The sequence below is a fragment of the Kibdelosporangium phytohabitans genome, from assembly GCF_001302585.1.
GTDB classification, from domain to species: Bacteria; Actinomycetota; Actinomycetes; order Mycobacteriales; family Pseudonocardiaceae; genus Kibdelosporangium; species Kibdelosporangium phytohabitans.
On record NZ_CP012752.1, the window covers coordinates 5,890,378 to 5,914,407 of the forward strand.

The 24,030-nt window shown below is 68.8% G+C and carries 23 protein-coding genes and 2 pseudogenes; 8 read left to right on the forward strand and 17 right to left on the reverse strand.

Going from position 1 to position 24,030, the window contains the following annotated elements; genetic code table 11:
* Window positions 1-4 precede the first annotated feature (4 nt).
* Both AOZ06_RS26585 and AOZ06_RS26590 read right to left on the reverse strand, forming a co-directional pair.
* Window positions 5-916, reverse strand: a complete 912-nt coding sequence (locus AOZ06_RS26585) for a PEP-utilizing enzyme (protein WP_054291896.1) — start codon at window positions 914-916, stop codon at window positions 5-7.
* Complete coding sequence (locus AOZ06_RS26590; protein WP_054291897.1) at window positions 897-1,643, reverse strand: hypothetical protein; 747 nt, start codon at window positions 1,641-1,643, stop codon at window positions 897-899. Before AOZ06_RS26590 ends, AOZ06_RS26585 begins: the two co-directional genes overlap by 20 nt.
* A gap of 149 nt (window positions 1,644-1,792) precedes the next feature.
* Between AOZ06_RS26590 and AOZ06_RS62195 the strand changes: the two are divergent.
* Window positions 1,793-2,209, forward strand: a pseudogene (locus AOZ06_RS62195) (AMP-binding protein); the annotation flags it as partial.
* Between the two features lie 193 nt (window positions 2,210-2,402).
* Here AOZ06_RS62195 and AOZ06_RS26595 read toward each other — a convergent pair.
* The 6 genes and pseudogenes from AOZ06_RS26595 to AOZ06_RS26615 form a co-directional block, all read right to left on the reverse strand.
* Window positions 2,403-2,711 (reverse strand): DUF1540 domain-containing protein, encoded by a 309-nt coding sequence (locus AOZ06_RS26595; RefSeq protein ID WP_054291898.1) that lies wholly within the window; start codon window positions 2,709-2,711, stop codon window positions 2,403-2,405.
* A 297-nt stretch (window positions 2,712-3,008) separates the two neighbouring features.
* Window positions 3,009-3,161 carry a hypothetical protein gene (locus AOZ06_RS60280; protein WP_236952534.1) on the reverse strand — a complete coding sequence of 51 codons (153 nt, stop codon included), beginning with the start codon at window positions 3,159-3,161 and terminating at the stop codon, window positions 3,009-3,011.
* Between the two features lie 184 nt (window positions 3,162-3,345).
* Window positions 3,346-3,753: pseudogene (locus AOZ06_RS60285) on the reverse strand (LLM class flavin-dependent oxidoreductase); the annotation flags it as partial.
* Window positions 3,754-3,761: 8 nt separating this feature from the next.
* Window positions 3,762-4,829 (reverse strand): hypothetical protein, encoded by a 1,068-nt coding sequence (locus AOZ06_RS26605; RefSeq protein ID WP_054291900.1) that lies wholly within the window; start codon window positions 4,827-4,829, stop codon window positions 3,762-3,764.
* A gap of 4 nt (window positions 4,830-4,833) precedes the next feature.
* A complete protein-coding gene (locus AOZ06_RS26610; protein ID WP_054291901.1) occupies window positions 4,834-5,199 on the reverse strand; it encodes a hypothetical protein in 366 nt (121 codons plus the stop codon).
* A gap of 188 nt (window positions 5,200-5,387) precedes the next feature.
* Window positions 5,388-5,948 carry a TetR/AcrR family transcriptional regulator gene (locus AOZ06_RS26615; RefSeq protein WP_054291902.1) on the reverse strand — a complete coding sequence of 187 codons (561 nt, stop codon included), beginning with the start codon at window positions 5,946-5,948 and terminating at the stop codon, window positions 5,388-5,390.
* A 118-nt stretch (window positions 5,949-6,066) separates the two neighbouring features.
* On the opposite strand from AOZ06_RS26615, the gene AOZ06_RS26620 reads away from it, so the two are divergent.
* From AOZ06_RS26620 to AOZ06_RS26635, 4 genes are all read left to right on the forward strand, one after another.
* Entirely contained in the window at window positions 6,067-6,786 is a 720-nt protein-coding gene (locus tag AOZ06_RS26620) for an MBL fold metallo-hydrolase (RefSeq protein ID WP_054291903.1), read from the forward strand.
* A gap of 88 nt (window positions 6,787-6,874) precedes the next feature.
* The gene (locus AOZ06_RS26625; protein WP_054291904.1) at window positions 6,875-8,353 is read left to right on the forward strand and encodes an alpha/beta hydrolase; all 1,479 of its coding nucleotides are present in this window, start codon (window positions 6,875-6,877) and stop codon (window positions 8,351-8,353) included.
* Window positions 8,354-8,384: 31 nt separating this feature from the next.
* On the forward strand, window positions 8,385-8,864 hold the full coding sequence (locus AOZ06_RS26630; protein ID WP_054291905.1) for a hypothetical protein: 480 nt from the start codon (window positions 8,385-8,387) through the stop codon (window positions 8,862-8,864).
* A 218-nt stretch (window positions 8,865-9,082) separates the two neighbouring features.
* Complete coding sequence (locus tag AOZ06_RS26635; protein ID WP_054296933.1) at window positions 9,083-10,039, forward strand: trypsin-like serine peptidase; 957 nt, start codon at window positions 9,083-9,085, stop codon at window positions 10,037-10,039.
* 26 nt (window positions 10,040-10,065) lie between these two features.
* Here the strand turns inward: AOZ06_RS26635 and AOZ06_RS26640 are convergent, their stop codons facing one another.
* The 5 genes from AOZ06_RS26640 to AOZ06_RS26660 all read right to left on the reverse strand — a co-directional run bounded on the left by AOZ06_RS26640 (window position 10,066) and on the right by AOZ06_RS26660 (window position 19,435).
* Window positions 10,066-11,415: a diaminobutyrate--2-oxoglutarate transaminase family protein gene (locus AOZ06_RS26640; protein WP_054291906.1), complete on the reverse strand. Its 1,350-nt coding sequence runs from the start codon at window positions 11,413-11,415 to the stop codon at window positions 10,066-10,068.
* A complete protein-coding gene (locus AOZ06_RS26645; RefSeq protein WP_054291907.1) occupies window positions 11,412-15,464 on the reverse strand; it encodes a Pls/PosA family non-ribosomal peptide synthetase in 4,053 nt (1,350 codons plus the stop codon). The genes AOZ06_RS26640 and AOZ06_RS26645 overlap by 4 nt, the downstream gene beginning before the upstream one ends.
* Entirely contained in the window at window positions 15,461-16,744 is a 1,284-nt protein-coding gene (locus tag AOZ06_RS26650; RefSeq protein WP_236951750.1) for an aspartate kinase, read from the reverse strand. Before AOZ06_RS26650 ends, AOZ06_RS26645 begins: the two co-directional genes overlap by 4 nt.
* A 592-nt stretch (window positions 16,745-17,336) precedes the next feature.
* The gene (locus tag AOZ06_RS26655; RefSeq protein ID WP_054291908.1) at window positions 17,337-17,933 is read right to left on the reverse strand and encodes an LURP-one-related/scramblase family protein; all 597 of its coding nucleotides are present in this window, start codon (window positions 17,931-17,933) and stop codon (window positions 17,337-17,339) included.
* Window positions 17,934-18,022: 89 nt separating this feature from the next.
* Window positions 18,023-19,435, reverse strand: a complete 1,413-nt coding sequence (locus AOZ06_RS26660; protein WP_054291909.1) for a sulfatase family protein — start codon at window positions 19,433-19,435, stop codon at window positions 18,023-18,025.
* Between the two features lie 167 nt (window positions 19,436-19,602).
* Between AOZ06_RS26660 and AOZ06_RS26665 the strand changes: the two genes are divergently transcribed.
* On the forward strand, window positions 19,603-19,977 hold the full coding sequence (locus tag AOZ06_RS26665; protein WP_054296935.1) for a hypothetical protein: 375 nt from the start codon (window positions 19,603-19,605) through the stop codon (window positions 19,975-19,977).
* Window positions 19,974-20,393, forward strand: a complete 420-nt coding sequence (locus AOZ06_RS26670; RefSeq protein WP_054291910.1) for a MerR family transcriptional regulator — start codon at window positions 19,974-19,976, stop codon at window positions 20,391-20,393. Before AOZ06_RS26665 ends, AOZ06_RS26670 begins: the two co-directional genes overlap by 4 nt.
* Before the next feature lie 25 nt (window positions 20,394-20,418).
* Here AOZ06_RS26670 and AOZ06_RS26675 read toward each other — a convergent pair whose 3' ends face one another.
* The 4 genes from AOZ06_RS26675 to AOZ06_RS26690 are packed head-to-tail and all read right to left on the reverse strand — an operon-like array spanning window position 20,419 to window position 23,256.
* A complete protein-coding gene (locus AOZ06_RS26675; RefSeq protein WP_054291911.1) occupies window positions 20,419-20,820 on the reverse strand; it encodes an arsenate reductase ArsC in 402 nt (133 codons plus the stop codon).
* Window positions 20,821-20,873: 53 nt separating this feature from the next.
* Complete coding sequence (locus AOZ06_RS26680; protein WP_157233254.1) at window positions 20,874-21,545, reverse strand: cation efflux transmembrane domain-containing protein; 672 nt, start codon at window positions 21,543-21,545, stop codon at window positions 20,874-20,876.
* Complete coding sequence (gene cmtR, locus AOZ06_RS26685) at window positions 21,542-21,886, reverse strand: Cd(II)/Pb(II)-sensing metalloregulatory transcriptional regulator CmtR (protein ID WP_054291912.1); 345 nt, start codon at window positions 21,884-21,886, stop codon at window positions 21,542-21,544. Before cmtR ends, AOZ06_RS26680 begins: the two co-directional genes overlap by 4 nt.
* 38 nt (window positions 21,887-21,924) lie before the next feature.
* On the reverse strand, window positions 21,925-23,256 hold the full coding sequence (locus AOZ06_RS26690) for an FAD-dependent monooxygenase (protein ID WP_269465373.1): 1,332 nt from the start codon (window positions 23,254-23,256) through the stop codon (window positions 21,925-21,927).
* Window positions 23,257-23,274: 18 nt separating this feature from the next.
* Here AOZ06_RS26690 and AOZ06_RS54565 point away from each other — a divergent pair, with 18 nt between their 5' ends.
* A complete protein-coding gene (locus tag AOZ06_RS54565) occupies window positions 23,275-23,427 on the forward strand; it encodes a hypothetical protein (RefSeq protein WP_218921779.1) in 153 nt (50 codons plus the stop codon).
* Window positions 23,428-24,030: the final 603 nt, after the last annotated feature.

A 24,030-nucleotide genomic window follows, 5' to 3' on the forward strand; every position in this document is an offset into this window, starting at 1 on the left:
GAGGTCAGTCGAGCACCTCCACGACACCGGCGTCCCCGTCGACCCGCAACCTGGCGCCGTCGGGGATCAGCTCGGTGGCGCCCGGCACGCCGACCACGGCGGGAATGCCGAACTCGCGTGCCACGATCGCCGCGTGCGAGAACGGCCCGCCCTGTGCGGTGACCACCGCCAGGATGATCGGCAGCGCTGTGTTGTACGCCGGTGACGTGGCCCGGCACACCAGGATGTCACCTTCCGCCAACCGGTCCATGTCGTCCAAAGTGGACACAACGCGGGCCGTGCCGACAGCGACTCCCCGGCTGGCGGGGACACCGGGCAGCCCTTCGCTCGCCCACGCTTGCTCGTCGGGTGTCACGTCGTCGGAGAGCGCCTCGGCGATCCGCCGCGCACCCGGCGGCAGCCATGCCAGCTTTGGATACTCGACCGCCTGACCGAGGAACTCCGGCGCGGACAGCACGGAGGTGGCCGACCGGTATGCCGCGTACTCCCGTGCCGGTCCAGTGTCAGCGGCCCCACCGCGGAGCAGGGTGACGAGTTCGCGGTGAGTCAGGTCGACGGCCTGCGCCCGGTCGTCGAGCACGCCCGCGGCCACCAGCCGGTCCCCGGCCGTCAGCAGCGCCCTGCGGGCGATTCCGGTCGCCCACGCGTCCCCGTACCAGGACCGCTCGTCGCGGATCCGGTAGCACGCCCGTGCCTCGGTGAGCAGCTCGTCGAACTCGGCTCGGCGGCCCGGCGTGACCAGCGCCCGCAGCTCGGCGGCCCGGTCCCCGGTGGACTCGCTCGCGCCGGACTGGCCGGACCGGAACACGTTCACCAGCAACTTCGGCAGTTCCGACGGGTAGCGGTTGCTCACGTCGTACCCGGTCGCGATGCGCAGTCCCGCCACGTCCAGGTAGTCACGGATGCGAGCGCCCACCAACGCCGGTGGCCAGCAGCCGGTCGAGCAGCTCACCGGCGTCCTGATCGGACCGCAGCAGCTCGGCGGCGTCCCGGTCGGCTGCCAGCGCCGCCAGCACCGAGGCCAGCTCGGCGCGCGCGCCGACCGACGCGGGGCTGGCGCCGCCGAGGAGATCGGTGAGCCGGTCAGTCGGGGCGCCGGTCCACTCGCGTACCCGCCGGACGTAGTCCCCGACAGCCACGTGACAGCAGTGGTTCAACGCGTGGTGCCGGTACATCGTGGTCAGCAGCACACGTCGGCACCGGTCGAGGTGACCGGCGAGCACGGTGTCGGTGGAACCGGCCGGGTCGTCCGCCTGCAACGATCGCAACGTCGCGACCTGCGCTGGTTTCCACGTGGTGTCCCAGCGGTCGATGTCGTGGCGCCAGAGCCGGTCGGCGAAGACATGCTCGGCAGCCGCGAACCGGGCCGGGACGTCGGCGGGCGTGGCCCGCAGCGCGTCGTCGATGCCCGTGGTCAGACTCGGGTCGACACCGGGCCACCGTGGCGAGGCGTAGGAAACGCCGTGCACGGAGGCGAAGTCGTAATACTCCAAAGCGCCGTAGCGGGCGGCGGACACACCGAGACCCCGGCGCAGCGTCAGGTGGTAGACGGGCCCGAGCCACCGGGTCATGGGGCTTGTCCAGTGCAGCGAGTCGCGGTACCAGGCGCCGGGTCCCGGCGCCGCGAACTCCGGCCGAGGCATGTGCGCTCCTCACTGGCGGCTCACGTCGTCACGCCGCAGCGTAGAGCCGCGGTCGGCGTGCTGGAAACCGCCCGCAATTGGATGAACAGCCGGTGGTCACGGTTAGCTGGGGCACGTCATGATCGGCCACGGCAACAGGGGTGAGCGACGTGGAAACGACGACGATCACCACCTGCCTCGCGCGGGTTGCCGGGCGGTGGCCGGACCGCGTCGCCGTACGGGACGGCGAGACCGAGTGGACCTACGCCGGACTCGCGCGGGACACCGACGCGATCGCCTCCGTGCTGGTCGCGGAGCACGGCTTGCGGCCCGGCGACCGGGTCGGGGTGGCGTTGCCGCGCTCAGCGGCCGCGGTGGTGGCGATGCTGAGCGTGCTCAAGGCGGGCGGTGTGTACCTTCCGCTCGAACCGCGACATCCCAGGCAGCGCACCGAGCTCATCCTCGCCGACGCCGAACCCGCGCTGGTGCTGGACGACGAGCGGATGGCGGGCGTGGTGGCGCGAGCCTCGGCAGCAAGCGGGTACCCGCCGCCTGAGCGTGGCCCCGGGCCGGAGTCGCCCGCGTACTTGATCTACACGTCCGGCTCCACAGGCAAACCCAAAGGCGTGCTCGTACGCCACCGTTCTGGGCCGCCACCTGATCCTGCGCCACCGGAGGTCCTCGTCGCAATCGTCGAACCGCACAGGCCTGCTCCTCGCGGCCGGCCGAGGACGCGCCGCCGCCGACGGCCCTGTTCGAGCCGTCGGCGGCGCGACCCGGTCAGCGCGGTTGGTACGTCAGGCAGTTCGCGACGTGGTCGCCGGAGCCCTGCCCGATGCGCACGCCCTGCGCGGTGCATTCCAACGACGAGTTGTGCATGCAGTCCGTCCGTGAACACGCGCCGACCTGGGCCACGACCTTGTCCAAGCCGCCCTTGGTGTTGAGCGGGACGAACGTGCCGCAGTCGGCGGCGCCGTTGTCCCCGCGGACGGTGATCGCGAAGGCGTGGCAGCCGTCGTGGTTGTAGGAGCAACCGCTCACGGTGCACTCGTGGACGGCTGGCATCGCCGGGTTTTCAAGGGTCGTCATATCCGCTCCTGCATTTCGTGGTGGGAAAGTCGCCAGCAGGACAAACGATGCCACCGCGGATACGGGCCCGCAATGTGACAAGGGTTTAGGCAAGGCTATCCTTTAGGTCGGACCAAGAAGGCGTCGCCGCTGGTCCAGCTCGAAATATAGCGAATTCACGATATGGCGGAGGATTTGCTTTCACTGGTCCAGTTTTGGATTTTCCGATTACCCGAACAAGGCGCGGCCGTGACTCGTGCCCATAAACCAACGCTTCACACGCGCGGAGGAAAAGCCGATGCGAGCCAGTCGCCGAGATCACCGCGTGGCCTGTTGCCACCTGGATGTGAGCGGTGCCCACTCGTCGAGTTGGGTGAGCATCTGCGACTCGGGACCGGCCGGCAACAGGAGCAGGCACCGGTCGATGCCGGCGTCGGCGAGCGTGTCGAGCATCCGGTCGTCCGGCGGCACGTTGAACACGGTGACCGGGATCGTGTCCCGGCCCGCGCCGGCGGCAGGGCGGCGCAGTACGGCGGCGCAGTACGGCGGCGCGATCGCTGGAACGGCTTGGGCCAGGACCAGATCGGGTCGAAGTCGACGTACCTGCCGTGGACTCGGCCTCCTTGGCGGTCCAGATCCGCCGCGTCGCCTGCACCCGTTCGGCGAACAGCGCCATCCTGGTGCGGGCGTTGGTGCCGTGGTTGGCCAGCTCCAGGCGGTTCCGGCCGGCGCCGGCACCGAAGAGGAACCGGCCATCGGACAGCCGGTCGAGGCACGCGACCTCTTTGGCCGTGATGATCGGGTCCCGTTGCGTCACCAGGCACACCCCGGTACCGAGTTGGAGAGTGCTGGTGACCGCCGCCACCGCGGACAGCGCCACGAACGGATCGTAGGTTTCCGCGTAGGGCCGCGCGGCGCTCCCGTCCGCCCGCCGGCTCTGCACAGGGATATGCGTGTGTTCCGGGAAGAACAGCGACTCGAAACCGCGTTCCTCGACCGCCCGGCCCAACGCGGGTGGCGCCATGCCGTAGGCGCCGGCGAAAGTGGTGATCCCGGCGTCCATGGCGGCGCTCAGTTGCCCTTCATCTTCCACTCGACCCACGTCATGATCGTCTTCACCTCGGTGATCCCGAGCTCGATCATCTCGATGAGCTGCTTGACGCAGATCTCGAAGGCCTTGATGGAGTTCTTCACGAAGTCGATGTAGTCCTCGACGATCGAGACCAGCTCGTCGATCAGGTCGTACCAGGTCTTCGGGTTGATGGTGACTTCCCGCATCGCCTTGACGACCTTCTTCACGACGGCCTTGAACCGCACGCCGTAGTACTCCAGCAGCCACAGGCCGTTGGTGATGATCGCCTCGTAGCTGATCGCCGCGTAGTCGAAGCCCTCCTTGTTGAGGGTGGCGATCTCCTTGTACATGGTGCAACTCATGATGACCCGGTCACGCATGTGCTGCTCGAACGCTGGAGCGCCGCCGTTCGTGCCCTCACCGCCCTGCCACTCCGGCATGAGGATGCCCATTCCGAGGTTGAGATCCGCCTCGATCGCCTCCATCGCCTTCGCGACCTGGTCCCACGCGTCGGCGTGCCTGCGCAACGCTCCCCAGTCGCCCAGCAGGACCGGCGTCCACTCGCCGATGATGTCGTACCCGGTGACCTGCTTGATCGGATCGGTGAACTCACCGACGAGCGCCTCGATGCGCTCGCACACGCCCTGCACGAGGTTCTCGTCCTTCGGCGGAGCCATCGCGACGTTCGCGCCCTGCGTGAACGGTCCCGCCACCGCGCCGCCGCCGGCCGGTGCGTCGCCGGACTCGTTCTCGCCCAGAAGATCGCCGAACCCCGACAGGGCGCCAGCGGTGGACTGGTCGGTCTTGTCGTACGCGTCCGCGGAGGCCCGCAGCCCGTCCACGGTTCCGGTCAGCAACCGCTGCTGCTTGTCGAGCATCTGCGTCCAGAGGTCGACGAGCAGCGACTCGTACCACTGGGCCGGTTCCAGCAGCCCGCTGAACCGGTCGAAGTTGCGGCCGTGCGCGTTGCTGTAGTTCGAAACCTGCGCGACACCGTGGTCGCGGTCGGCTTCGAGCTGCTGGGCGTACCCGCGCAGATACCCGCTGTTGACCCGGAAACCTGACACGTCGCTACCTGCCGTTCCGCATGCGCTGGACCTCACCGAGCCGTTCGTCGAACAAAGCCCGGATCGCTCTCGCGTCCCGGTCGGTGGTGGTGTCCGAGAACACTTCCCGCCACGACAGTTCGCCGCTCTCCAATCTGTCCAGTCCGCCGACAGTGCCGCGCGCGGGCGTTCCGTAGCCGGAAACCATCCACGACTCCGGCTGCTCGTCGTCAGCGACCTGCTGGTGAGGTGCCGGTTCTTCGGCCACACGCAGTCGCTCGGCCTCGGAGCGGCTGCGCTCCCGGAGGTCGGCCACTGCCTTGGCCATCGCCGCCTGCCGCACCGCGAACTGCGCCCTGAGGCGGTCGAGGCTGTGGCGTGCGTGATCCATGGTTGTTTTCCCCCTGGCAAAAGGTCATCGCGCCCACACCGTCGTGTGGACCTGCGACACCCTGCCGTACCGCGGTTGCTTGCCGCTGTCACCGCGGACCGCCTCATGAAAGAACCACGGCAACGGCGCGAAATGACCACTCGTGCACGGGCGAGTCCGTTGTGCACTTGTGGACGCGACCCGTCGTTCTAGTCGTTGCCGTGCTTGATGGCGTTCAGCACCGCGTCGAGGCCGAAGTCCCAGGCGTGCTCGATGTCGCCGCCCAGCCGGAACGCTCCCGCGAGCTCCATCGTGATGAACCCGGTTGCCCAGGCCACGATCGTGCGCGCGGCCGGCAGCGTGTGCCGTGGGCCGGCGACTTCGGCGACCAGGCGCAGGAGCGTGGCCGAGGAACGCTCCGATCGTGCGGTCGCGCCGGACACCGCCTGTGGCGCGTGCATGAGTGCGAAGGCGACCGGGTTGGCGTGGGCGAAACTGCGGTAGGCGGCCATCAACGCCCGCAGGTCAGCGATGGGGTCGCCGGAGCCGGCTGCGGCGTCTGTGGCCGCGGTCAGCTCGTCGGCGACGTCTTCCATGATGAGCCGGAGCAGATCGGAACGGTCGCGTACCCGCTTGTACAGCGACGGTGTCCGGACCCCGACTGTGTCGGCGACGTCGCGCATGGTCCACGCGTCCGCCCCGCGTTCTTCGAGCAGGCGCCGTCCGGCCGCCACGACGGCGGCGGTCGAGGTCTGCGCGTGCGCGGGCATTGCGGCCTCCTGTCCACAGTCGCCGCCATGGTAGTCAGCCGTTGCCCCGAAGGCTAACTGGTGTAGCCTTAACGAAGGCTAATGTACGTAGCCTTGAGGTCGGCCAGGAGGCACCACCATGAAGATCGCCGAGGGACTGCACCGGATCGGTTCCGACATCGTCAACAGCTACCTCGTCGTCGACGGCGATGGCGTGACGATCATCGACGCGGGTCTCCCGCGCTACTGGACGCTGCTGCACGACGAACTCGAGCGGATCGGATCGACCCTGGACGAGGTGCGGGCGCTGATCCTCACGCACGGGGACACCGACCACATAGGTTTCGCCGCCCGGTTGTCGCGTGAGAAGGGCATCCCGGCCTACCTGCACCCGGCCGACGCCGCCCGGGCCCGGCTGCAGGTGAAGAAGCCCACCAGCGGCTGGGGGCCGGTGAAGGCCGGGCCGGTGGCCGGATTCCTGTGGTACGCGGCCCGCAAGGGCGGGCTGCGCATCCGCCCGGCCGGCGAACTGCGCCCGATCGAGGACGGCGAGGTGCTCGACGTTCCGGGCACACCCCGGATCATCCACGTGCCCGGCCACACGCCCGGCAGCGTGGCGGTCCACGTCCCGGCGGTCGACGCGCTGTTTCTCGGCGACACCATGACGACCCGCAACGTGCTCACCGGCGCCACCGGTCCCAAGCCCGCGCCGTTCACGCTCGAACCCGGGCAGGCCCTGGCGTCCCTCGGCCGCATCGAGGAAGTCGACGCGACCTGGGTCCTGCCCGGTCACGGTCCGGCCTGGGACGGCGGCGTGACCGAGGCGGTGCGGCTCATCCGGGAGGCAGCGGACCGATAGCCGCTGCGACCCGGCCGAACGGACCTTATGGGGCCAGGCCGAGGACTGGTACACGTTGATGTCACCGTCCAGCCGCGGAGGTTCCGACATGACCGTGCGCCGTCGGCTCGTTGCGATCGCGGTGGCACTCGTGCTGTTGCCCGGTTTCTCGCCGGCGGTCGCACAGCAGCCGGGCCCGCCGAAGCTGACCTGGACCCGGTGCGGCAGCACGCCGGAGAGCCGGTTGGAGTGCGCGTCGTTGCGGGTGCCGCTGGACTACCGGCATCCACGAGGCCGGACGATCGAGCTGGCGATCTCCCGGCTGCCCGCGGCGGATCCCGCCCGGCGCAGGGGGATCCTGCTGACCAACCCCGGTGGCCCCGGCGGGTCCGGGCTGGGGTTGCCCGAACAGGTGCCGCAGTTGCTCGCCAGCCAGCCGGACGCGGTCGCCCGGTACGACATCGTCGGGATGGATCCCCGGTTCATCGGTAAGTCCACGCCCGTCAGTTGCGGTCTCGACGACAGCGAACTGGCGCTGCCGAACTGGCCCGGGCCGGGCGGTTTCGACGCGACGGTGACCAGGACACGGAACATCGTACGCAAATGCACGGACCGCGCCGCGTGGGCGATGCCGTACGCGACCACGGCGAACACCGCCCGCGACATGGACATGGTCCGTGCCGTGCTCGGTGAGCCGAAGTTGTCGTTCCTGGGCTACTCGTACGGCACTGACCTCGGCCGGGCGTATGTCGCGTTGTTCCCGCGTCAGGTGGATCGGTTCGTGCTGGACAGCAACACCAGCCCGCTGTGGACCGCCCGTGAGGCGGATCTGAAGTTCCCGCCCCATTTCGAGCGGATGTTCGGCCTGTTCGCGGCGTTCGCGGCGCGGGACGACGCACGCTACGGCTTGGGTACCGACGCGCGCACGGCCAGGGCGAGGGTGGACGGCCTGATCGCCGACGCCGAGGTCAGCCCGATCCCGTCCGGCGATGATGACCCGTTCACCGCGCCGGACATCCGGTCGATCGTGATGCGGTTGCTGTACGCGGAGAACAGGTTCGGCTGGCTCGGGCGGTTCGTGGCCACCCTGCGGGCCCGGCAGCCGCTGCCCGCTGACATCGCGTTCCTGGGTGGTCTGCGTCGCTTCACCGCTCCGCCCGGGGTGCCGAGGGACAATTTCGTCGCGGCACACCTGCTGATCAAGTGCGGTGATGAGGCGTATCCCCGGGACGTCGGGCAGTATCGGCGGGACTTCGAGTCCGGCAGCAGGCGGTACCCGTTTTTGGGTCCGGCCATGTCGGGTATCTCGCCGTGCGCGTTCTGGCCGGCAGGGCCGCGTGAGCCGATCCCGTCGGTGGCGGGCAGCGGGGCCGGAGTGCTGTTGATCAACTCGACGGGTGACCCCGCGACGCCGTACGACGGCGCGCTGGCCACCCGGCGGTTGATGCCACGGTCGCGGCTGGTCACCGTCGCGGTCAGTCACCACGCCGTGCTCGGGGAGTTCCCGAACGCGTGTGTCGAGCGGACCGCCGGTGACTATCTGGTCAGCGGGGACCTGCCGGACCGGGACGTGTGGTGCGGGACCTGAGTCACCAGGCATCCGGAGTAGCCTGCGGCGCATGGCTTTCCACCTGGCACACGGCACGGTTGTCTACCGCACCACACCCCTGCACGGATACTCCGCGATCGAGATGGTCGAACGTTTCGGCAAGGACCACTGGGAACTCACCGCGGCGTTACCGCGGGACACCGAGGAGATCACTGCCGAGTCCGCGCGGGAGACGGTGGGGGCGGCGGCCGACGAGCCCAGCCGGTTCGCAGTGCCGCCCGAGGACGCCGCGCCGGGCGGGCTGTACGCCAGAGTGGAACAGCTGGATTCGATGATCGAGGCCACAATGGCGTGGCTGCGGGTGTCCGCCGTCGGCACGGACACCGAACTGGAGTGGGCTTCGTACCAGTCGGCCGACTACGACTACGAACTCGACATGCGTGAGGCTCTGCGCGACGCCGCCTCGCTCCTCTCACAGATGGTCAGGCACCGCAACACGCTCGCGATCCGCAACGAGATACGCGACCGCAAGCGGGACGAGGAAGACTGAATCCGGGATTCTCCCCGCCCAGGTCGACGCCGACAAGCCGACGGTCCCGGCACGGTGGCTTCGCCTGACCGTCCACAGAAGACCACCTGGTACGGATCGATTTCCGGGCACGCCGTCGGCCCGCGGACATCCGTTCGCCAGGTTGTCGAGTTTGGACTCCGCAACCCAGGGTAAACGATACGTACCCCTGTGTGACAACGGATGCGGAGGAGTTCGCCATGAGCAGATCACGATCGTGGCAACGGCTGGCGTGCGGGGCGGCAGTCGTCGGTTCGCTGACTCTCGCGGTCGTTCCGGTACACGCGAGTCCCGTCGGAGGCCCTGAGGATCCCGTTGGGACGACTCACCCGGCCGCGGACACCCCGGAATCCGCGGCCTTGGTGACGGAACACTGGACACCCGGGCGTATGCGTGACGCCGTACCGATGGAAATGATCGTTCCGGCTGGGCAGAAGCTGCCGACGGCGTGGCTGGCGCCGCAGGCCGCCCAGCCGGGAGACCAGCCCGGCGGGCTGTGGACGGCCGGGGGAGAGGTCGTCAAGACAGTAGGGCGAGTGTTCTTCACCTTCGAGGGCAAACAGGCCTCGTGCAGCGGCACGGCGGTGACGAGCGCGAACAAGAGCGTGGTCGTCACCGCAGGGCACTGCGTGCGGATGAAAGGCAACTGGCACCCGGACTGGGTGTTCGTCCCCGGCTACGCCGACGGCAACGCGCCGCACGGCAAGTGGCCCGCGAAGCAGTTGCAGGCCACGCCACAGTGGACAGCGAGCGAGGAACTCGACTTCGACGTGGGCGTGGCCGTGGTCAACCAGGTGGACGGCAAGGACCTCACCGACGTGGTCGGCTCGCAGGAGATCGCGTTCAACGAGCCGCGCAACCAGCGGATGCACTCGTTCGGCTATCCCGCGAAACCGCCCTACGACGGCGCCAAACTCATCTACTGCAGCGGTGGGACGTTCACCGACATCCTGCTGACCCGCGATCACGGGATGCGGTGCAACCAGACCGGCGGCGCGAGCGGCGGCCCGTGGTTCCTCAGGTTCGACGAGGCCACCGGCAGGGGCGTGGTGAACTCCGTGAACAGCTTCAAATACGGCATCATCAGCTTCCTGATGTTCGGGACCTACTTCGGCAACGAGGCCAAGGCGCTGTTCGACGCCGCGCAGAAGGTCTGACGGCGGTCACCGAACGATCGGGTCGGTCAGCCGCCGGAAGCGCAGTGTTCGATGGCGTCGATCAGGATCGCGCACGCCTGGTCGACCACGTCGGCTGTCACGTTGAGCGGCGGCATGAGCCGGACGACGGTGTCACCGCGGCCGCCCAGTTCGACGATCAGCCCGTTCCCCAGCGCCATGGCCTGGATCGCACGAGCACTCTCGCCCGCGGCCAGTTCCACGCCCCACATGAGGCCACGTCCGCGCACCTCCCGCACGCCGGGGTGGTCGTGCAGGACGGACAACCGGTTCGCCAGCTGTTCACCCCGTCGGCGGACGTTGCCCAGCACATCGTCACGCTGGACCACGCGGATGGTGGCGGTGCCCGCCGCGAACGCCGCCTGGTTGCCGCGGAAGGTGCCCGTGTGCGCGCCGGGCGTCCACGTGTCGAGCCGCCTGTCGTAGAAGATGAGCGCGACCGGCAATCCCATTCCGCTCAACGCTTTGGACGCGACGACCACGTCCGGTTCGATGTCGTACTGCTCGTACGCGAACCAGGTGCCGGTGCGGCCGCAACCGGTCTGCACCTCGTCGACCACGAGGGGAATGTCCAGCTGCGCGGTCAGTTCACGCACGCGGTGCACGAAGTCGTGCCGTGCCGGGATGACGCCGCCCTCGCCCTGGATCATCTCCATCACCACCGCGGCGGGCCGGGGCACGCCGCCGTTGGGGTCGCGCAGCGACTTCTCCAGCAAGCCGACACAGTTGGTCTGGCAGCTGTCCGGTGAGAGCCCGACTGGGCAGTCCGAGCACGAGGAGTAGGGGAAGAAGTGCACGCCGGGCATCCCGTTGGCGATCGGTTGCTTCTGCGTGACGAGACCGGTGAGGGCCATCGCGGCGTGGGTCGAGCCGTGGAACCCGCCCTGGAAGGCCACCACGTCCCCGCGGCCGGTGGCGGTCTTGCAGAGTTTCAGCGCCGCGTCCACCGCGTTGGCCCCTGTTGGGCCGCAGAAGTGCACCTTCATCCGGTTGCGCGTGCTCACCGGCAGCATGGACAGCTGGGCGTCGGTGAACTCGCGCTTGGCCGGAGTGGGGAAGTCGAGGCCGTGGCTGAGCACCGAGAACTGCGCGACGGCCGCGTCGACCACTTCCGGGTGGTTGTGCCCGAGCGAGAGCACCCCGGCCCCGGACAGGAAGTCGATGAAGACGTTCCCGTCGACGTCCTTGATGAAGCTGCCGCTCGCCTCGGCGATCGCGATCGGCAGGTGGCGGGGGTACGCCCTCGCGTTGGACTCGCAGTGTTGCTGGTGTGCCAGGAACTCGGTGGAGCGCGGGCCTGGCAGGTCGCCGGCGACGCGGGCGACCGGTTCGGCCGTCCCGGTTCGGACGGGATTCATGGCAGCCTCCTCGGGGTGGCCAGTTCGGTGGCGGGGTTGCCGCGCCACCGCGAGCCGGGCGGCGGTTGCGAACCCTTCATCAGGAACGCGTCGGCGTCGAGCACCGCGCCCGTGCCCATGGTTACTCCATAGTGGACGAAAGCGCCCGTTCCGATCGTGCAGCCGTCGCCGATGGTCGTGTGGTCGGACTTGAAGGTCCCGTCTTCCAGCGAGTGGCACTGGATCGTGCTGCCGGCGTTGAGCACGCAGTCGTCGCCGATGCGCACCAGTGACTTCTCGGGAATGCCGCAGCCGTCGTCGAACAGCCGCCGTCCGGTCCGCACACCCAGCAGCCGCCACAGCAGGTTCTTGAACGGAGTGCCGTTGAACAGCGCCAGGTAGCGGTCCGCGCTGTTCTTCCAGAACCGCTCGTGCCGCCAGAAGACCGGGTCGTAGATCGAGCAGAACCGGGGCCGCAACCGCCGGAAACCCAGCACGGCGTGTTCGGTGACGAGCTGGAACGCGATCGAGAACAGCAGCGAGGCCAGCAGTCCCGCCGCGGCGGCGAACGCGCCCGTACTCGCGTGCGCATGTCCCGCGGCGACACCGATCAGCACGATGCCGAGCAGGTGCAGCCACCGGGTCAGCAAGTAGCAGAGGATGGTGAGCAGGTTGTGCCTGTTCTTGGCCGCCAGGCCTGTGCGCAGGGCCAGGCCGGTGCTGAGGTGGTCGAACCGGCCGTCGCGTGACACCGAACGCGGGATCTCGAACGCGGGCGAACCGAGCAGCCCGACATCCTCGCGTACCGGCCCGTCCAAGGGGACGAGGACTTTGGTCGCCAGCAGGCAGTTGCGGCCCACCCGTGCGCCCGGTGGGTAGTGGATGCTGTTGCCGAGGAAGGCTTGCGGGGCGACGGACGTGTGCCGCAGCCGGAACGAGGAACCGGAGAAGTCCGCGTTCAGCACCGACAACCCGTCGGAGACCATGGTCGCTGTGCCCACCGTGGTCAGGTACGGGGATTCGTGCCGGACCTCCATGCCGAAGTTCGATCCGGTCTGTTCGACCTTCGACAGGTCGTATCCCAGTCCGCGCAGGTAGTGCACGATGTAACTGCTGTCGCCGAACAGGTAGGTGAACGGGCGCTGGTTGGTCACTCTCGCGATCAAGCGCTGGACCGAGTACCGCACACCGTACAACGGGTACACCTTGTCCGGTTGCAGCAGCACGTTGATCAGGCGTGGCACTGTGCACACGAAAAGCAGCCCGGCCACCAGTGAACCGAAGTACAGCACCAGCGAGTTGACGATCTGGTCGTAGTAGAACTGCCGGCTCGTGAAGTCCGGTGCCGTGTCCGGGTACACCAGGTCGGCCAGCATCTCGGTGCCGGTGAGGACCACCGGTAACGACAACAGCAGCAGCATCAGCACTTGCGACCCGGCGTACAGCAGCGGCCGGACGCGACCGCGCCGGGTGGAAGCGAGCGCTTGGTAGTCGACTGTGCACTTCTCGGCGGGCGAGCCGTGCCAGGACTGACCCGCGGGCACGACCTGACCTGTGGCCAGGCAGGACGCGTGACCGAGTTGGGCGCCGTCGCCGATCGCGGTGTCGATGTCGAGAACCGAACCTTCGCCGACGAACGCGTTGCCGCCGATGACGACCCGGCCGGTCCGTATTCGCCCGGCCTCGGCGCGGTACCCGGTGAAGTAGGTGTTCTTCCGGATCACCGCGCCCGCACCGACTTCGAGCAGGTCCGTGCAGACCGGGGGATTGCGGGACAGGATCAGTGCGCCTTTGCCGATCTTCGCGCCCAGGGCCCGCAGGTGGACGGTGTACAGCGGTGAGCCGGGCAAGACCGCCAGCGGACTGGACCTGGCCAGGGTCCTGACCGTCCAGAAACGCAGATACGCCAAGCTCCACAACGGGATCTCGCCAGGTCGCCAGCGTCCGACGAGGATCCACTTCGCGGCGACGGGCAGGACGGACAAGGCGACGAACATGCTTGCCGCTGCCACGACCGAGCGCAAGTAGCTGTCGACGAGATCGGGAGCGGTGTGGATCCAGGTGAGTCCGATGTCGACGGCCAGTCCCCAGCCGCAGAGGTAGGCGACGAAAACCACCGCCTGGTACAGTCCGCACAGCAGGTACGCGGGTGTGGATGCCCGGCGAGGTGGGGCAGGCCGCGTTGTGGCGACGGCAGGCATCGTCCGGGGGAGCGCCGCGGCCAGGGCACGGACCGTGGGATGGGAGTACACCTCCCGCATCGACACCGGTGCGAGGGTGGTGCTTTCCCGTAATCGCGCGCAGAACCCTGCCAGCAGCAACGAGTCCGCGCCGTACTCGTCGAAGAAGTGCCCGGTCACCGAGACCCGGTCCAGGCCGAGGGTGTCGGCGAAGGCCTCGGCCAGCACCCGCTCGGTGCCGGTGGCCGGTGGCACGTGATCCGGCTCCCCGGCGGCACCGCGCGGTCCGGTCGGCGCGGGCAGATTCTTGTGGTCCGCCTTGCCGTTCGGCGTCATCGGAATGGACTCGAGCCGCTCCAGGTACGCGGGAACCATGTAGGCGGGCAGGCGCTCCCGCAGTTCGCGGCGCAGGTCCTGCGGGTCCACGGCCGGGGTGTCGCGGCGCAGGCTGTAGTAGGCGACCAGCTCGGTCCTGCCCGGCTGCGGCTCGCACGTGCCCGCCACTGCCTGGGCGATGCCGGGGACCCGCAGCAGGACCGACTCGATCTCGGCGAGTTCGATCCGGTACCCCCTGACCTTGACCTGGGTGTCGATCCGGCCGTGGTACTCGATCTGGCCTTCTGGCGTGATCCGGCCGAGGTCTCCGGTGCGGTAGATGCGGCCGGACGGGTTGTCCCCGATCCCCAGGAAGTCCGGCACGAACGCGCGTTCGGTCAGATCGGGGCGGTTGAGGTACCCGGCGGCCAGCCCGATCCCCGCGATGCCGATCTCACCGAGGTCACCGGCAGCCAGCGCCCTCGGCTCGGCGGGATCGAGCACGACCACGGAATAGGTCGGCAACGGGACGCCGATCGTCACCGGCCGGCCCGGCCGCAGCTCCGCCCACGTCGCGGTGACCGTGGCCTCGGTGGGGCCGTAGACGTTGAGCAGCCTGCGGCCGGGACGGTGCCACCTGCTGATCACGTCCGGCGGGCACGCCTCCCCGGACACCAGCAGGAACCGCAGGTCGGGAAGGTCGTCGTCCAGAGTGGCCAACAGGGTCGGCACGCAGCACAGGGCCGTGATCCTGTTGTCCCGCAGGAACTCGTGCAGGTCGCGGCCGACGAGGCCGGCACCGGCCGGTTTCGGTACGAGCGTGGCACCGGACAGCAGCGGAACCCAGATCTCCTCCACCGAGAAATCGAAGGCGATCGTCAAACCCTGGTAGACGCGGTCACCGGGGACGATGCCGTAGACCTCGACGGCGACGCGCACGAAGTTGCAGATGCTGGAGTGGTCGACCGCGACGCCTTTGGGGCGTCCGGTGGAACCGGAGGTGTAGATGATGTAGCACAGCTCGTCCACGGGAGTGCGTTTCTCCGTCGCGGTCAACCGCCCACCGGGCTGTGCGGCGATGGCCGCCTCGTCTTCGTCGGCGTAGACCACGTCGACGCCGAGCGACTCGAATCTGTCCCGCAAACCGCGCAATGACACCACGAGCCGCATTCCGGCGTCCCGCGCGATGTAGTCGAGCCGGTCGTCCGGGAACGCGGGATCCAGCGGCACGTAGACCGCGTTGATCTTGAGCACGGCCAGCATCGCGGCGTAGGCGTGCGTTGGCCGGTCGAACAGCAGGCCGATCCGGTCGCCGGGCAGGACACCGCGGGCGAGCAGGTGGCGGGCGAGCCGGTTGGCCTGTTCGTCGAGATCGCCGAAGGTCAGGCGAACGGCCCCGGTGTCGACGGCGAACCGCTCACCGAGGCCGTTCGCGCGAACCCGGTCGCAGTGCTGTTCGAAGAGGTGCTCGAGCCGTTCGCCACGCGTCCATCTGATCCGCTGGTCGAACCCGCCGCAGGTCAGGACGCGGCTGTCGGCGTCGAGCAGCCCAGCTGGGCTTTGCCGGGCCGTCACAGCCGGGCTCCGGGCGTGTCCAAACCGAACGTGCGGTGCAGCGCCCGCACAGCGTCGTCAACGCGATCCGCGGGTACCACGGCGGTGAGCCGGGACGGCGAGGTGATGATTGCGGGCACGCCGACATCCAGCGCGCCCATGACGTGGAGCAGCTCGGCCAGGCAGGTCGGTTCGTCGAGCAGGGCGGTGCCGATCACGGACACCGAACCGAGGTCGTCCTGCACTGTCCACTGTGCACCCAGGTGGCGGGCGACGCCGGGCAGCAGGTCGGTGAGTGGTGCGGTGCCGCGTACTGTGAAACACAGATCGCCGGCGACCGGCGAAGTCAGCGTGTCCAGGCGCAACCCGTGACTGACCAGTCCCGCGAGGGCGCGCAGTGTTTCTCCCGGCGGCAGCATGGAGCCGGTGAGCCGCACAAGCCGGATGCCTGTCTCGTGGGCGATGCCGTACACCTCGTGGCCTTGTTCCATCGGGTCGCCGTCGTCGAGGTGGGTGGCCGGTCCGGGACGTGCCGAGTGCAGAACCCGCACAGGCACACCTTTTCGTTCCGCCAGCCGCACCGAACGCGGATGCAGCACTCGCGCGCCGTAGTACGAGAGCTCAGCCATGGTCTGGTAGGGAATCGCCGGTATCGGCCGTGCACTCGGCTCGACTCGCGGGTCCGCCGTGCGCACACCGTCGACATCGGTGCATATCTCGCACGCGTGGCTGGCCAGCGCGGCTGCGAGGGCGACGGCCGTGGTGTCGGAGCCTCCCCGGCCGAGCGTGCGGACCTCGCCGCGTTCGTCCCGCCCCTGGAAACCCGCGATCACGACGACCTGGCCGCCGCGGAGCAGCTCGGTGATCCGCGACGGGTCGATCCGGACGATCACCCCGGCTCCGGGTGGCCCGGCCACCGTGATCCCGGCCTGGTCACCGCTCAGTGAGACGGCGTCGACGCCGTGTTCCGCCACCGCGAGAGCCAATGCGGCGGCCGACACCTGTTCACCGGTCGCCATCATCTGGTCGAGTTCGCGGCCTCGGGGCCGCTCGGCGAACTGCCCGGCCAGCGCGACCAGACGGTCAGTGGTGTCGCCCATTGCCGAAACGACCACCACGACGCGTTTTCCGCCGCGGGCGAGCGTCGCCAGATCCTCGGCCACGCCACGGACGAGTTCGGGCCTGGCCAGCGACGACCCGCCGTACTTCCGCACCACGAGTTGGTCGTGCGGTTCCGCGGCGCCGGACGCCGGCTGGCCACCGGACAAGCCGACAGCGGCGCCGCCGAATGATTCGTTCACCTCTCAACCCCTCGGTAGTCGGTGAGCGGTACGCGGACACGATCGTTGTTTCGTGGAATTCACAAGACGATCCTCGGCATTGTCCGCGCCGTGGATCAGCGAGGCGATCGCACCGCTCGTCTGGCAGTGGTGGAAAAATTGTCGCGCCTGCGAGTGTGCCGTCGGGTTTGCGACCCGTCGGCTCGGCCGCGTTCACGAGATCGTATTCGCGATGATCGGCGACTGTGGCTGACGAGTACCGAAAGTAATGTGCCGGTCCGTTGGCTGGTACCTCCGTCTGTGGTAATTAACGGAGAACATAACCGATTCTTATGGAGTCAACTTCTGTGGAATCCCGCGTTTAAGCGGGATTTCCGTATTTGGCGCCGTGTTAATCGTCGTTAACCAGGCGATATGTCAGCGCTGGTCACGAGGTCACGCGGCGCCCGGCAATCGGTAACGACGTGTCGATCTCCAGCTTGATCGAATCGGTAACCCGAAAGGTTGACAACACTTTTCGGTCGGCCAGAAGCTTGCTGGAGCGCGGCAATGTGAAACATGGTTTCTGTTATGGAATGCCGTGTTTCGGCGTATGTGCGGGAACCGGTAACCGTCAGTTCCAGAGGATCGCGTTGTCCAGCGCGGTTCCGTTACCGCGCACCACGTCCAGCGCCAGAACGGTCGCGATCACCAGTACGCGCAGGGGCCCTGAGGCATTCGGGTGCACATGCAGAACAATGCGGCCCACCCGGCGGCCGGCGCGCCGAGCGATGACGCGGTGCTCCATCGTGGCCACCTCGGTGCCGTCCGCTGCCGTGAACCGGCCCGACGGGAAGTCGAAGGCCCCGATCGTCGCGCCCGTGCGGTCCGTGATCGGGTAGCTCTTGCGGTCGTCCCGCTCGATCGAACCCAGTTCGTGCCCGTCCATACCGCTGACGCGGATCCGCGGACGCAGCACGGAGATGCCTTTGTCGACGGTCAGCAGCGTGACGCCGTCCGGTCGGTTCACGGTGAGCTTGAACGGCGTGTTGCCTGACAGGTGTGTCAGCCGCACGGGCCGGGCGAGCCGAGATGTGCTCCGCTCGCCGACCGTGGCCAGGTGTCCGTCGCGCTTGTCGTAGACATCGGCGTGGTACCGGGTCCGCAGGAGGATCTTCCCTGCGGACCACGGCTGTTCGACGACGAGGGTGTGCGCGGCCAGAAGATCCACGGGCGGGAGTGTAGTGGAGACGTGCTCCGCCGGGACCGCGAATGCCCAAGTCCGATGAGGGCGGTCGGCGGCACCGCGGCAGGGGTGGGCTATGCCTGGTACGGCACGAGTGTGGCGTTGACCGCTTCCCACGCCGCACGCAGGGCGGCCAGGTCGGCGGGCCGTTTCGCCGCCAGGTTGGCCTGTTCGCGGACGTCGGTGGCCACGTCGAAGAGGCGGTCGGCGCCGTCGGGGAGCCGCACGTACTTCAGGTCGCCGCGGCGAAGTGCCCGCTGGCCCCTCATCCGCCAGAACAGGTCACGGTGCGGGAAGGCGGCACCGCGCAGCAGGTGCGGGGCGAGACTGGTGCCGTCGAGCGGGTACTTCTGATCCGGTTTGGCACCGGCGATGTCGAGGAACGTCGCCGTCCAATCCACAGTGGACACCGGCCCGTCGTGGACCTGGCGCGGCCTGAGCCGGTCCGGCCAGCTCAGGATCGTCGGCACGCGGATGCCGCCTTCGGACACCTGCCCCTTGCCGCCGGAGAACGGCCATGTGTTGGAGAACCGTTCACCACCGTTGTCGCTGGCGAAGAACACCACCGTGTCACGCAGCCGTCCGGCGCGGCGCAGCGCGTCGACCACCTGCCCGATCGACTTGTCCAGATCCTCGACCATCTCCCGGTACTTGGCCAGCGATCCGCCGTCGTTGTGGAACAGCACACCGCCCTCGCCGGCTTTCAGCCGGTTGCTGAGTTCGTCGCTGACGCGGCGGTCCCCGGGGCCTTCCCACGGCCAGTGGGGCGTGGTGAAGTTCAGGTTGAGCAGCCACGGGCGGGGGTGCCGCCTGCCGATGAACTCGGTCGCGCGTTCGGTGATGATCCGGGTGTAGTAGCGCAGGTCGTGGTACTCGACCTCGTTCTCGAAGAGGTCGTAGTCGCCGTTGTGGTTGAGCTTGGAGAAGTAGTCGAGGCCGCCGCTGAAGTTGCCGAAGAACTCGTCCCAGCCCAGTCTGGTCGGGCTGAACCACGGCAGGTAACCGCAGTGCCACTTGCCGATCAGCGCGGTGCGGTACCCCACACCCCTGAGCAGCGAGCCCAGCGTCGGGTGGCCGATGGGGATGCCGTCGATCTCGTTCGGCGCGCTGATCGGTTCCTTCAGGCCACCGGGCAACCGGCCGGGGTGACGGCCCGTGTAGAGCCCGAACCGGGTCGGCGAGCACACCGCGGAAGCCGAGTACGACTGTGTGAACCGCACACCGGACGCGGCCAACCGGTCCAGGTTCGGTGTCCTGATCTCCGGCGCGCCGAAGCTGGACAGATCGGCCCACCCGAGGTCGTCGGCCAGGATCACGAGCAGGTTCGGCCGTCCGCCGGTACCACCCGCGTCGCGCTGCGCCTCGAACGGCTGCTCGGTGTCGGCGTTGGCGGGCACCCAGCCCGGCGCGACCACTCCGACACCCGCCGCGCCCGCCAGCGCAGCTAATCGACGCCTGCTGAAACCTTGCTGTCCCAACGCTGTCACACCTCACTCCGAGCTGATCCCGCTGACGGGCGCCGAGGCTAATGCCGGACGGGGGACCGCGAACACCTGTCGCACCATGTGATCAGCTCTTGACAACCACCCGAGTTCACGTGTTGCCGGAGGACCGGGTTGCATCCGGTACCCCGGTACAGGCTTACCGTGGGGCTATGAGCACCGGAGAGTCAGACTTGGCCGCCACTTCGGTCGCCGGGGCGGCATCGTGGGTGCCGGAGGCGTGCACGTTGCCGACAGCCGAGCAGCCGCTGCGAGAGGCGGAGTTCGACGACCTGTTCGCTGCGGCCGTGCGCGGGATCGAGCGGCCCGAGCCGTCGCTGCTGCGGCTGGAGCTGGCGCCGACCGCAGACGTGGCGGAGACAGTGGCTGGGCTGGTGGTGCGGGAGACTGCGTGTTGCTCGTTCTTCCAATTCACCCTGACGGCAACCGCAGGCAGGCTCGCGCTGGAGGTGGCCTCGGCGCCCGTCGAGGTACTGACGGCTCTTGCCGCACGTGCTGTGTCTCAGTCTGCCGGGACAGCGTCGTGACTGGGTTGCGCAGTGGGGCGGTGGCGGACGCGGCAGGGGTGAACCTGCAGACACTGCGCTACTACGAACGGCGTGGTCTGCTGGCTGAGCCCGAGCGGACGTTGGGTGGGCACCGCGTGTACCCGCCGGAGGCGGTGACCGTGGTGCGTGTCATCAAGGCCGCGCAGAGCCTGGGATTCACTTTGGACGAAGTGGCCGGACTGCTGGAGCTCGGCCGTCACCGGCACGGTACCGCACGTCCGGCAGCGGGACTGGCGGCGAAGCTGGCCGAGGTCGAGGCCGAACTCGCGGGTCTCGCCGTCATCCGCGACACGCTGCGCGCGGCACTGGCAGCGGGGTGCGACGACCTGATCGCGTGCGCCGGAGTCCCCGGCTGCCCGTTGCCTTTCACGGCCGTCACGGATGCGTCGAGGTGATCCCGTACGGTCCTCGAACCTGAAGCTAGTCCAGAAGTTCGGCGACCAGGCTGCGCACGCGGCGGTCGATGTCGTCGCGGATCGGGCGGACGGCGTCGACGCCCTTGCCCGCCGGGTCGTCGAGTCGCCAGTCGAGGTAGCGCTTGCCCGGGAACACGGGACAGGTGTCGCCGCATCCCATGGTGATGACCACATCGGACGCTTGCACGTCGCCAGTGGTCAGTTTGGACGGCACCTCGGTGGTGATGTCCAGGCCCCACTCGGCCAGTGCCTCGACGGCGGCGGGATTGACCCTGTCCGCCGGTTCGGAGCCGGCGGAGCGGACGGCGATGCGCCCGAGCCCGTGGTGCTGCAACAGCGCTGCGGCCATCTGGGATCTGCCGGCGTTGTGCACGCAGACGAACAGGACTTCCGGGATCTCGGCCATGAGCTGCTCCTTCGTTGATGCTGGGTCGGCCGTGGCCGATTCCGGCTGAGTGCTCAGCAGCAATGCCGACCCCGCCGGGCTTCGAGACCTTCCTGCACGGCGACAGCGGCGATGACGAGAGCGACGAGCGGATCGGCCCACGACCAGCCGAACAGCGAGTTGAGCAGCAGGCCGGCCAGCAGCACGCCGGACAGGTAGGTGCACAGCGAGGTCTGTTTGGCATCGGCGACGGCGCTGGCCGAGCCGAGTTCGCGTCCGGCTCGTCGTTGCGCGGCCGACAGGAACGGCATCACGAGCAACGACACCGCTGCCAGCACGATGCCGACCGTCGAGTGGTCGGCATCCTCGGCACCCAGCAGGGAGCGCACCGACTCGACCGTGACGTACGCGGCGAGCGCGAAGAACGACACCGCGATCACCTTCAGTGCTGTCCGTTCGCGCTGCTCGGGATCGGCACCGGAGAGCTGCCATGCCACCGCGGTCGCCGAGGCGACTTCGATGACCGAGTCCAGGCCGAAGCCGATCAGCGCGGTGGACGAGGCGATGGACCCGGCAGTGATCGCGACGATCGCCTCGACCACGTTGTAGGTGATGGTCGCGGCGACGAGTAGCCGCACCCGGCGGGTGAGCACTGAGCGTCGTTGCGGGTCCAGCATCGTCCTGGCGGGTGCACAACACCCGTCGTGCGTCAGCGACAGGTCGATGCGGCCAGGATCGGCGCTCATCGTGCCGGCTCCGCCGCGGTCACGTGGTCGTTGAGGCAAGGCTCGGTGGTGTCGACGGCGAGTACCACCTTGACCAACTCGCGCAGCGCGCGTGCGAGGTGGGCGTCCGCCAGCGCGTAACGGACCTGGCGGCCCTCGTAGGTGGCCACGACCAGGCCGCATCCGCGCAGGCAGGACAGGTGGTTGGACACGTTGGAGCGGGTCAGCGTCAAGTGGTCGGCGAGCTGCGCCGGGTAGCTGACGCCGTCGAGCAGCGCGACGAGGATGCGGCAGCGGGTGGGGTCGGCCAGTGCTTTGCCCAGCCGGGCCAGGGCATCCCCGCGGGTCTCACACTTCAGCACACAGCAAACAGTACAGCGGGTGCTGTACTAAGGCCAGATCACTCCGCTGGGTGGGTTCGGGAGTCGCCACGCCACCGGTTGACGGCCCGCTCGAACGTCGTCCGGTCGAAGTCGCGTTCACCCGCCCAGGCGACGATGCCGTCCGGCCGTACGAGCACGGCACCCAGCCCGAGGTCGTCCTTTGCCGTACCGGCCACGTAACGCAGCCGGTGGTCCCGGCCCGCTGCCGAATCGCGCAGGGTTGCGGCTGCGGTGAAGTCGAGCACGACACTGCGGCCGTCCCGCATCAGATCACCGAGGCGAGTGCTGTCGGTCAGCTGGAAGTCCGGGGCGTCACGGCCGGTCAGCGGATGCTCGCCGCCGAGGTCGTACCGCAGCGACGCGCCGGAGAACTTCTCGTACACGTAGGTTGCGCCGTCCCTGGTGCCGAGCAGGTCGCGGATCACGTCCTGCACCGCTTGGCCGTGCGCGTCCGGCCGCATGGCGGCTGTCTGGGCACGAGTCCAGTCGAGCACCCGGGCGCCGGCCGGATGGCGTTCACGGGTGTAGGTGTCGAGCAGCCCTTCGGGCGCCTGCCCACGCACGACCGCCGCGAGCTTCCACCCCAGGTTCATGGCGTCGCCGAGGCCGGTGTTGAGGCCCTGCCCGCCCAGCGGGGAACGGATGTGCGCGGCGTCGACAGGGAGCGGCACACGGCCCCGCCGGTACGTCGTCACCTGCATCGCCCGGTCGGTGAAGGTCGAGACGAGCCGGACGCCGGTCAGCGTGACGTCCGTGCCGGACACGCGGCGCAGCACGGCCTGGAGGTGTTGCTGGCTGGGCGGCTGCGTACGGTCGAAAGCGCCGTCGAAGTCCATCATGGCGACGTGTCCCGCGACGGGCATCTGGATGTACATGCCGGTCGGCGTCAGGTTGAAGCCGGGATCGAGCTGCTCGGGATCGGCGATGCCGACGAGCATGGTGTGGCCGGTGAACTGCGGCTCGGTGCCGGCGAAGTCGAAGCCCGCCAGCCCGCGCACGGCACTGCGGCCGCCGTCGCAGCCAACGGCCCAGCGCGCCGCGAACTCCTGTTCACCGGCACGGACGATCACGCCGTCCTCGTCCTGCTCGACGGCGGAGACCGCGACTCCGCCGCGGATCTCCACGCCGAGTTCGGCCGCTCGTGCGGACAGCACCGACTCGACCGCTTCGAGGCTGGTCATCACGCCTTGCAGCACCGGGCTGGGCAGCCGGTACGGCAGCGCGCCGACGTCGACTCTCGCCGGGTCGACCGCCATACCGGCGAAGTGGCCCACAGCACGGGGGCCGGACGGCGGTTCCCAGACGTTGCCGTCGTGCTCGGTGCGGCGTCCCGCCTGCGCGGCGCTCACGACCGCACCGATCTGCAAGTGCTCGCGCTGAGCAGCCGGAGCCGGGCCGCGCTCGGTGACGAGCGTTTCGCCGAGGCGTACGAGAGTGGCTGGCAGCTCACCGCTTCGCAGGCCCTGGCCCGGACCGATCCGGCACGGCTGGGCCGCACTGTCGGCGAGCCGCCGGGCTGAGCGGTGACGTGGACGACGGCGGCCCGTTCCTGTCCCTCAGAGTGGAAGGGTCACCCGGCGGCACCACCGCACCCAACTGCGTGACCAGTCAAGGGGATTCCAGCTCTTCTGGTCGAGAGCGTCCACGTGGAACGCGGAACTCCGCGCTGTTCTCCGAATCTGTTGCGACCAAAGCGGATGAGCGTTCCTCCGCCGATGCGGGAGTCCATGCTATGCGAGGTTGCGCGGAACGCCGCCCGAACCAGCTTTCGCGACCCGTGCGGGGCCGGAATTGCTCCGTTGCGGTTGTTTGGGCGAGGCGTGTCCGGCCCAACCTCACGCAAGGTGATGTTTAGAATCTGACTTGGACGAAATGACAGCCTCTGTCGCCTTAAAACGCACCCGCTGGAGTGTGAGTCCTCCCGCGCCGTGGTTACGTTCGAGCAGATCGCCGGATTCGTGACCCGCTGGCCGTTGATCCACGCCACGGCGGTCGCCCGGACCATTCCCGGGCATCGCGTTCTGCCCGGAATCGCTTTGAGGGAACGGTGATCGGATGACGACGGGCCGGTTCGGCGGACAGCGGCGGCACATGCTGGTCGCCGGTTCCGATCCGAAGTGGAC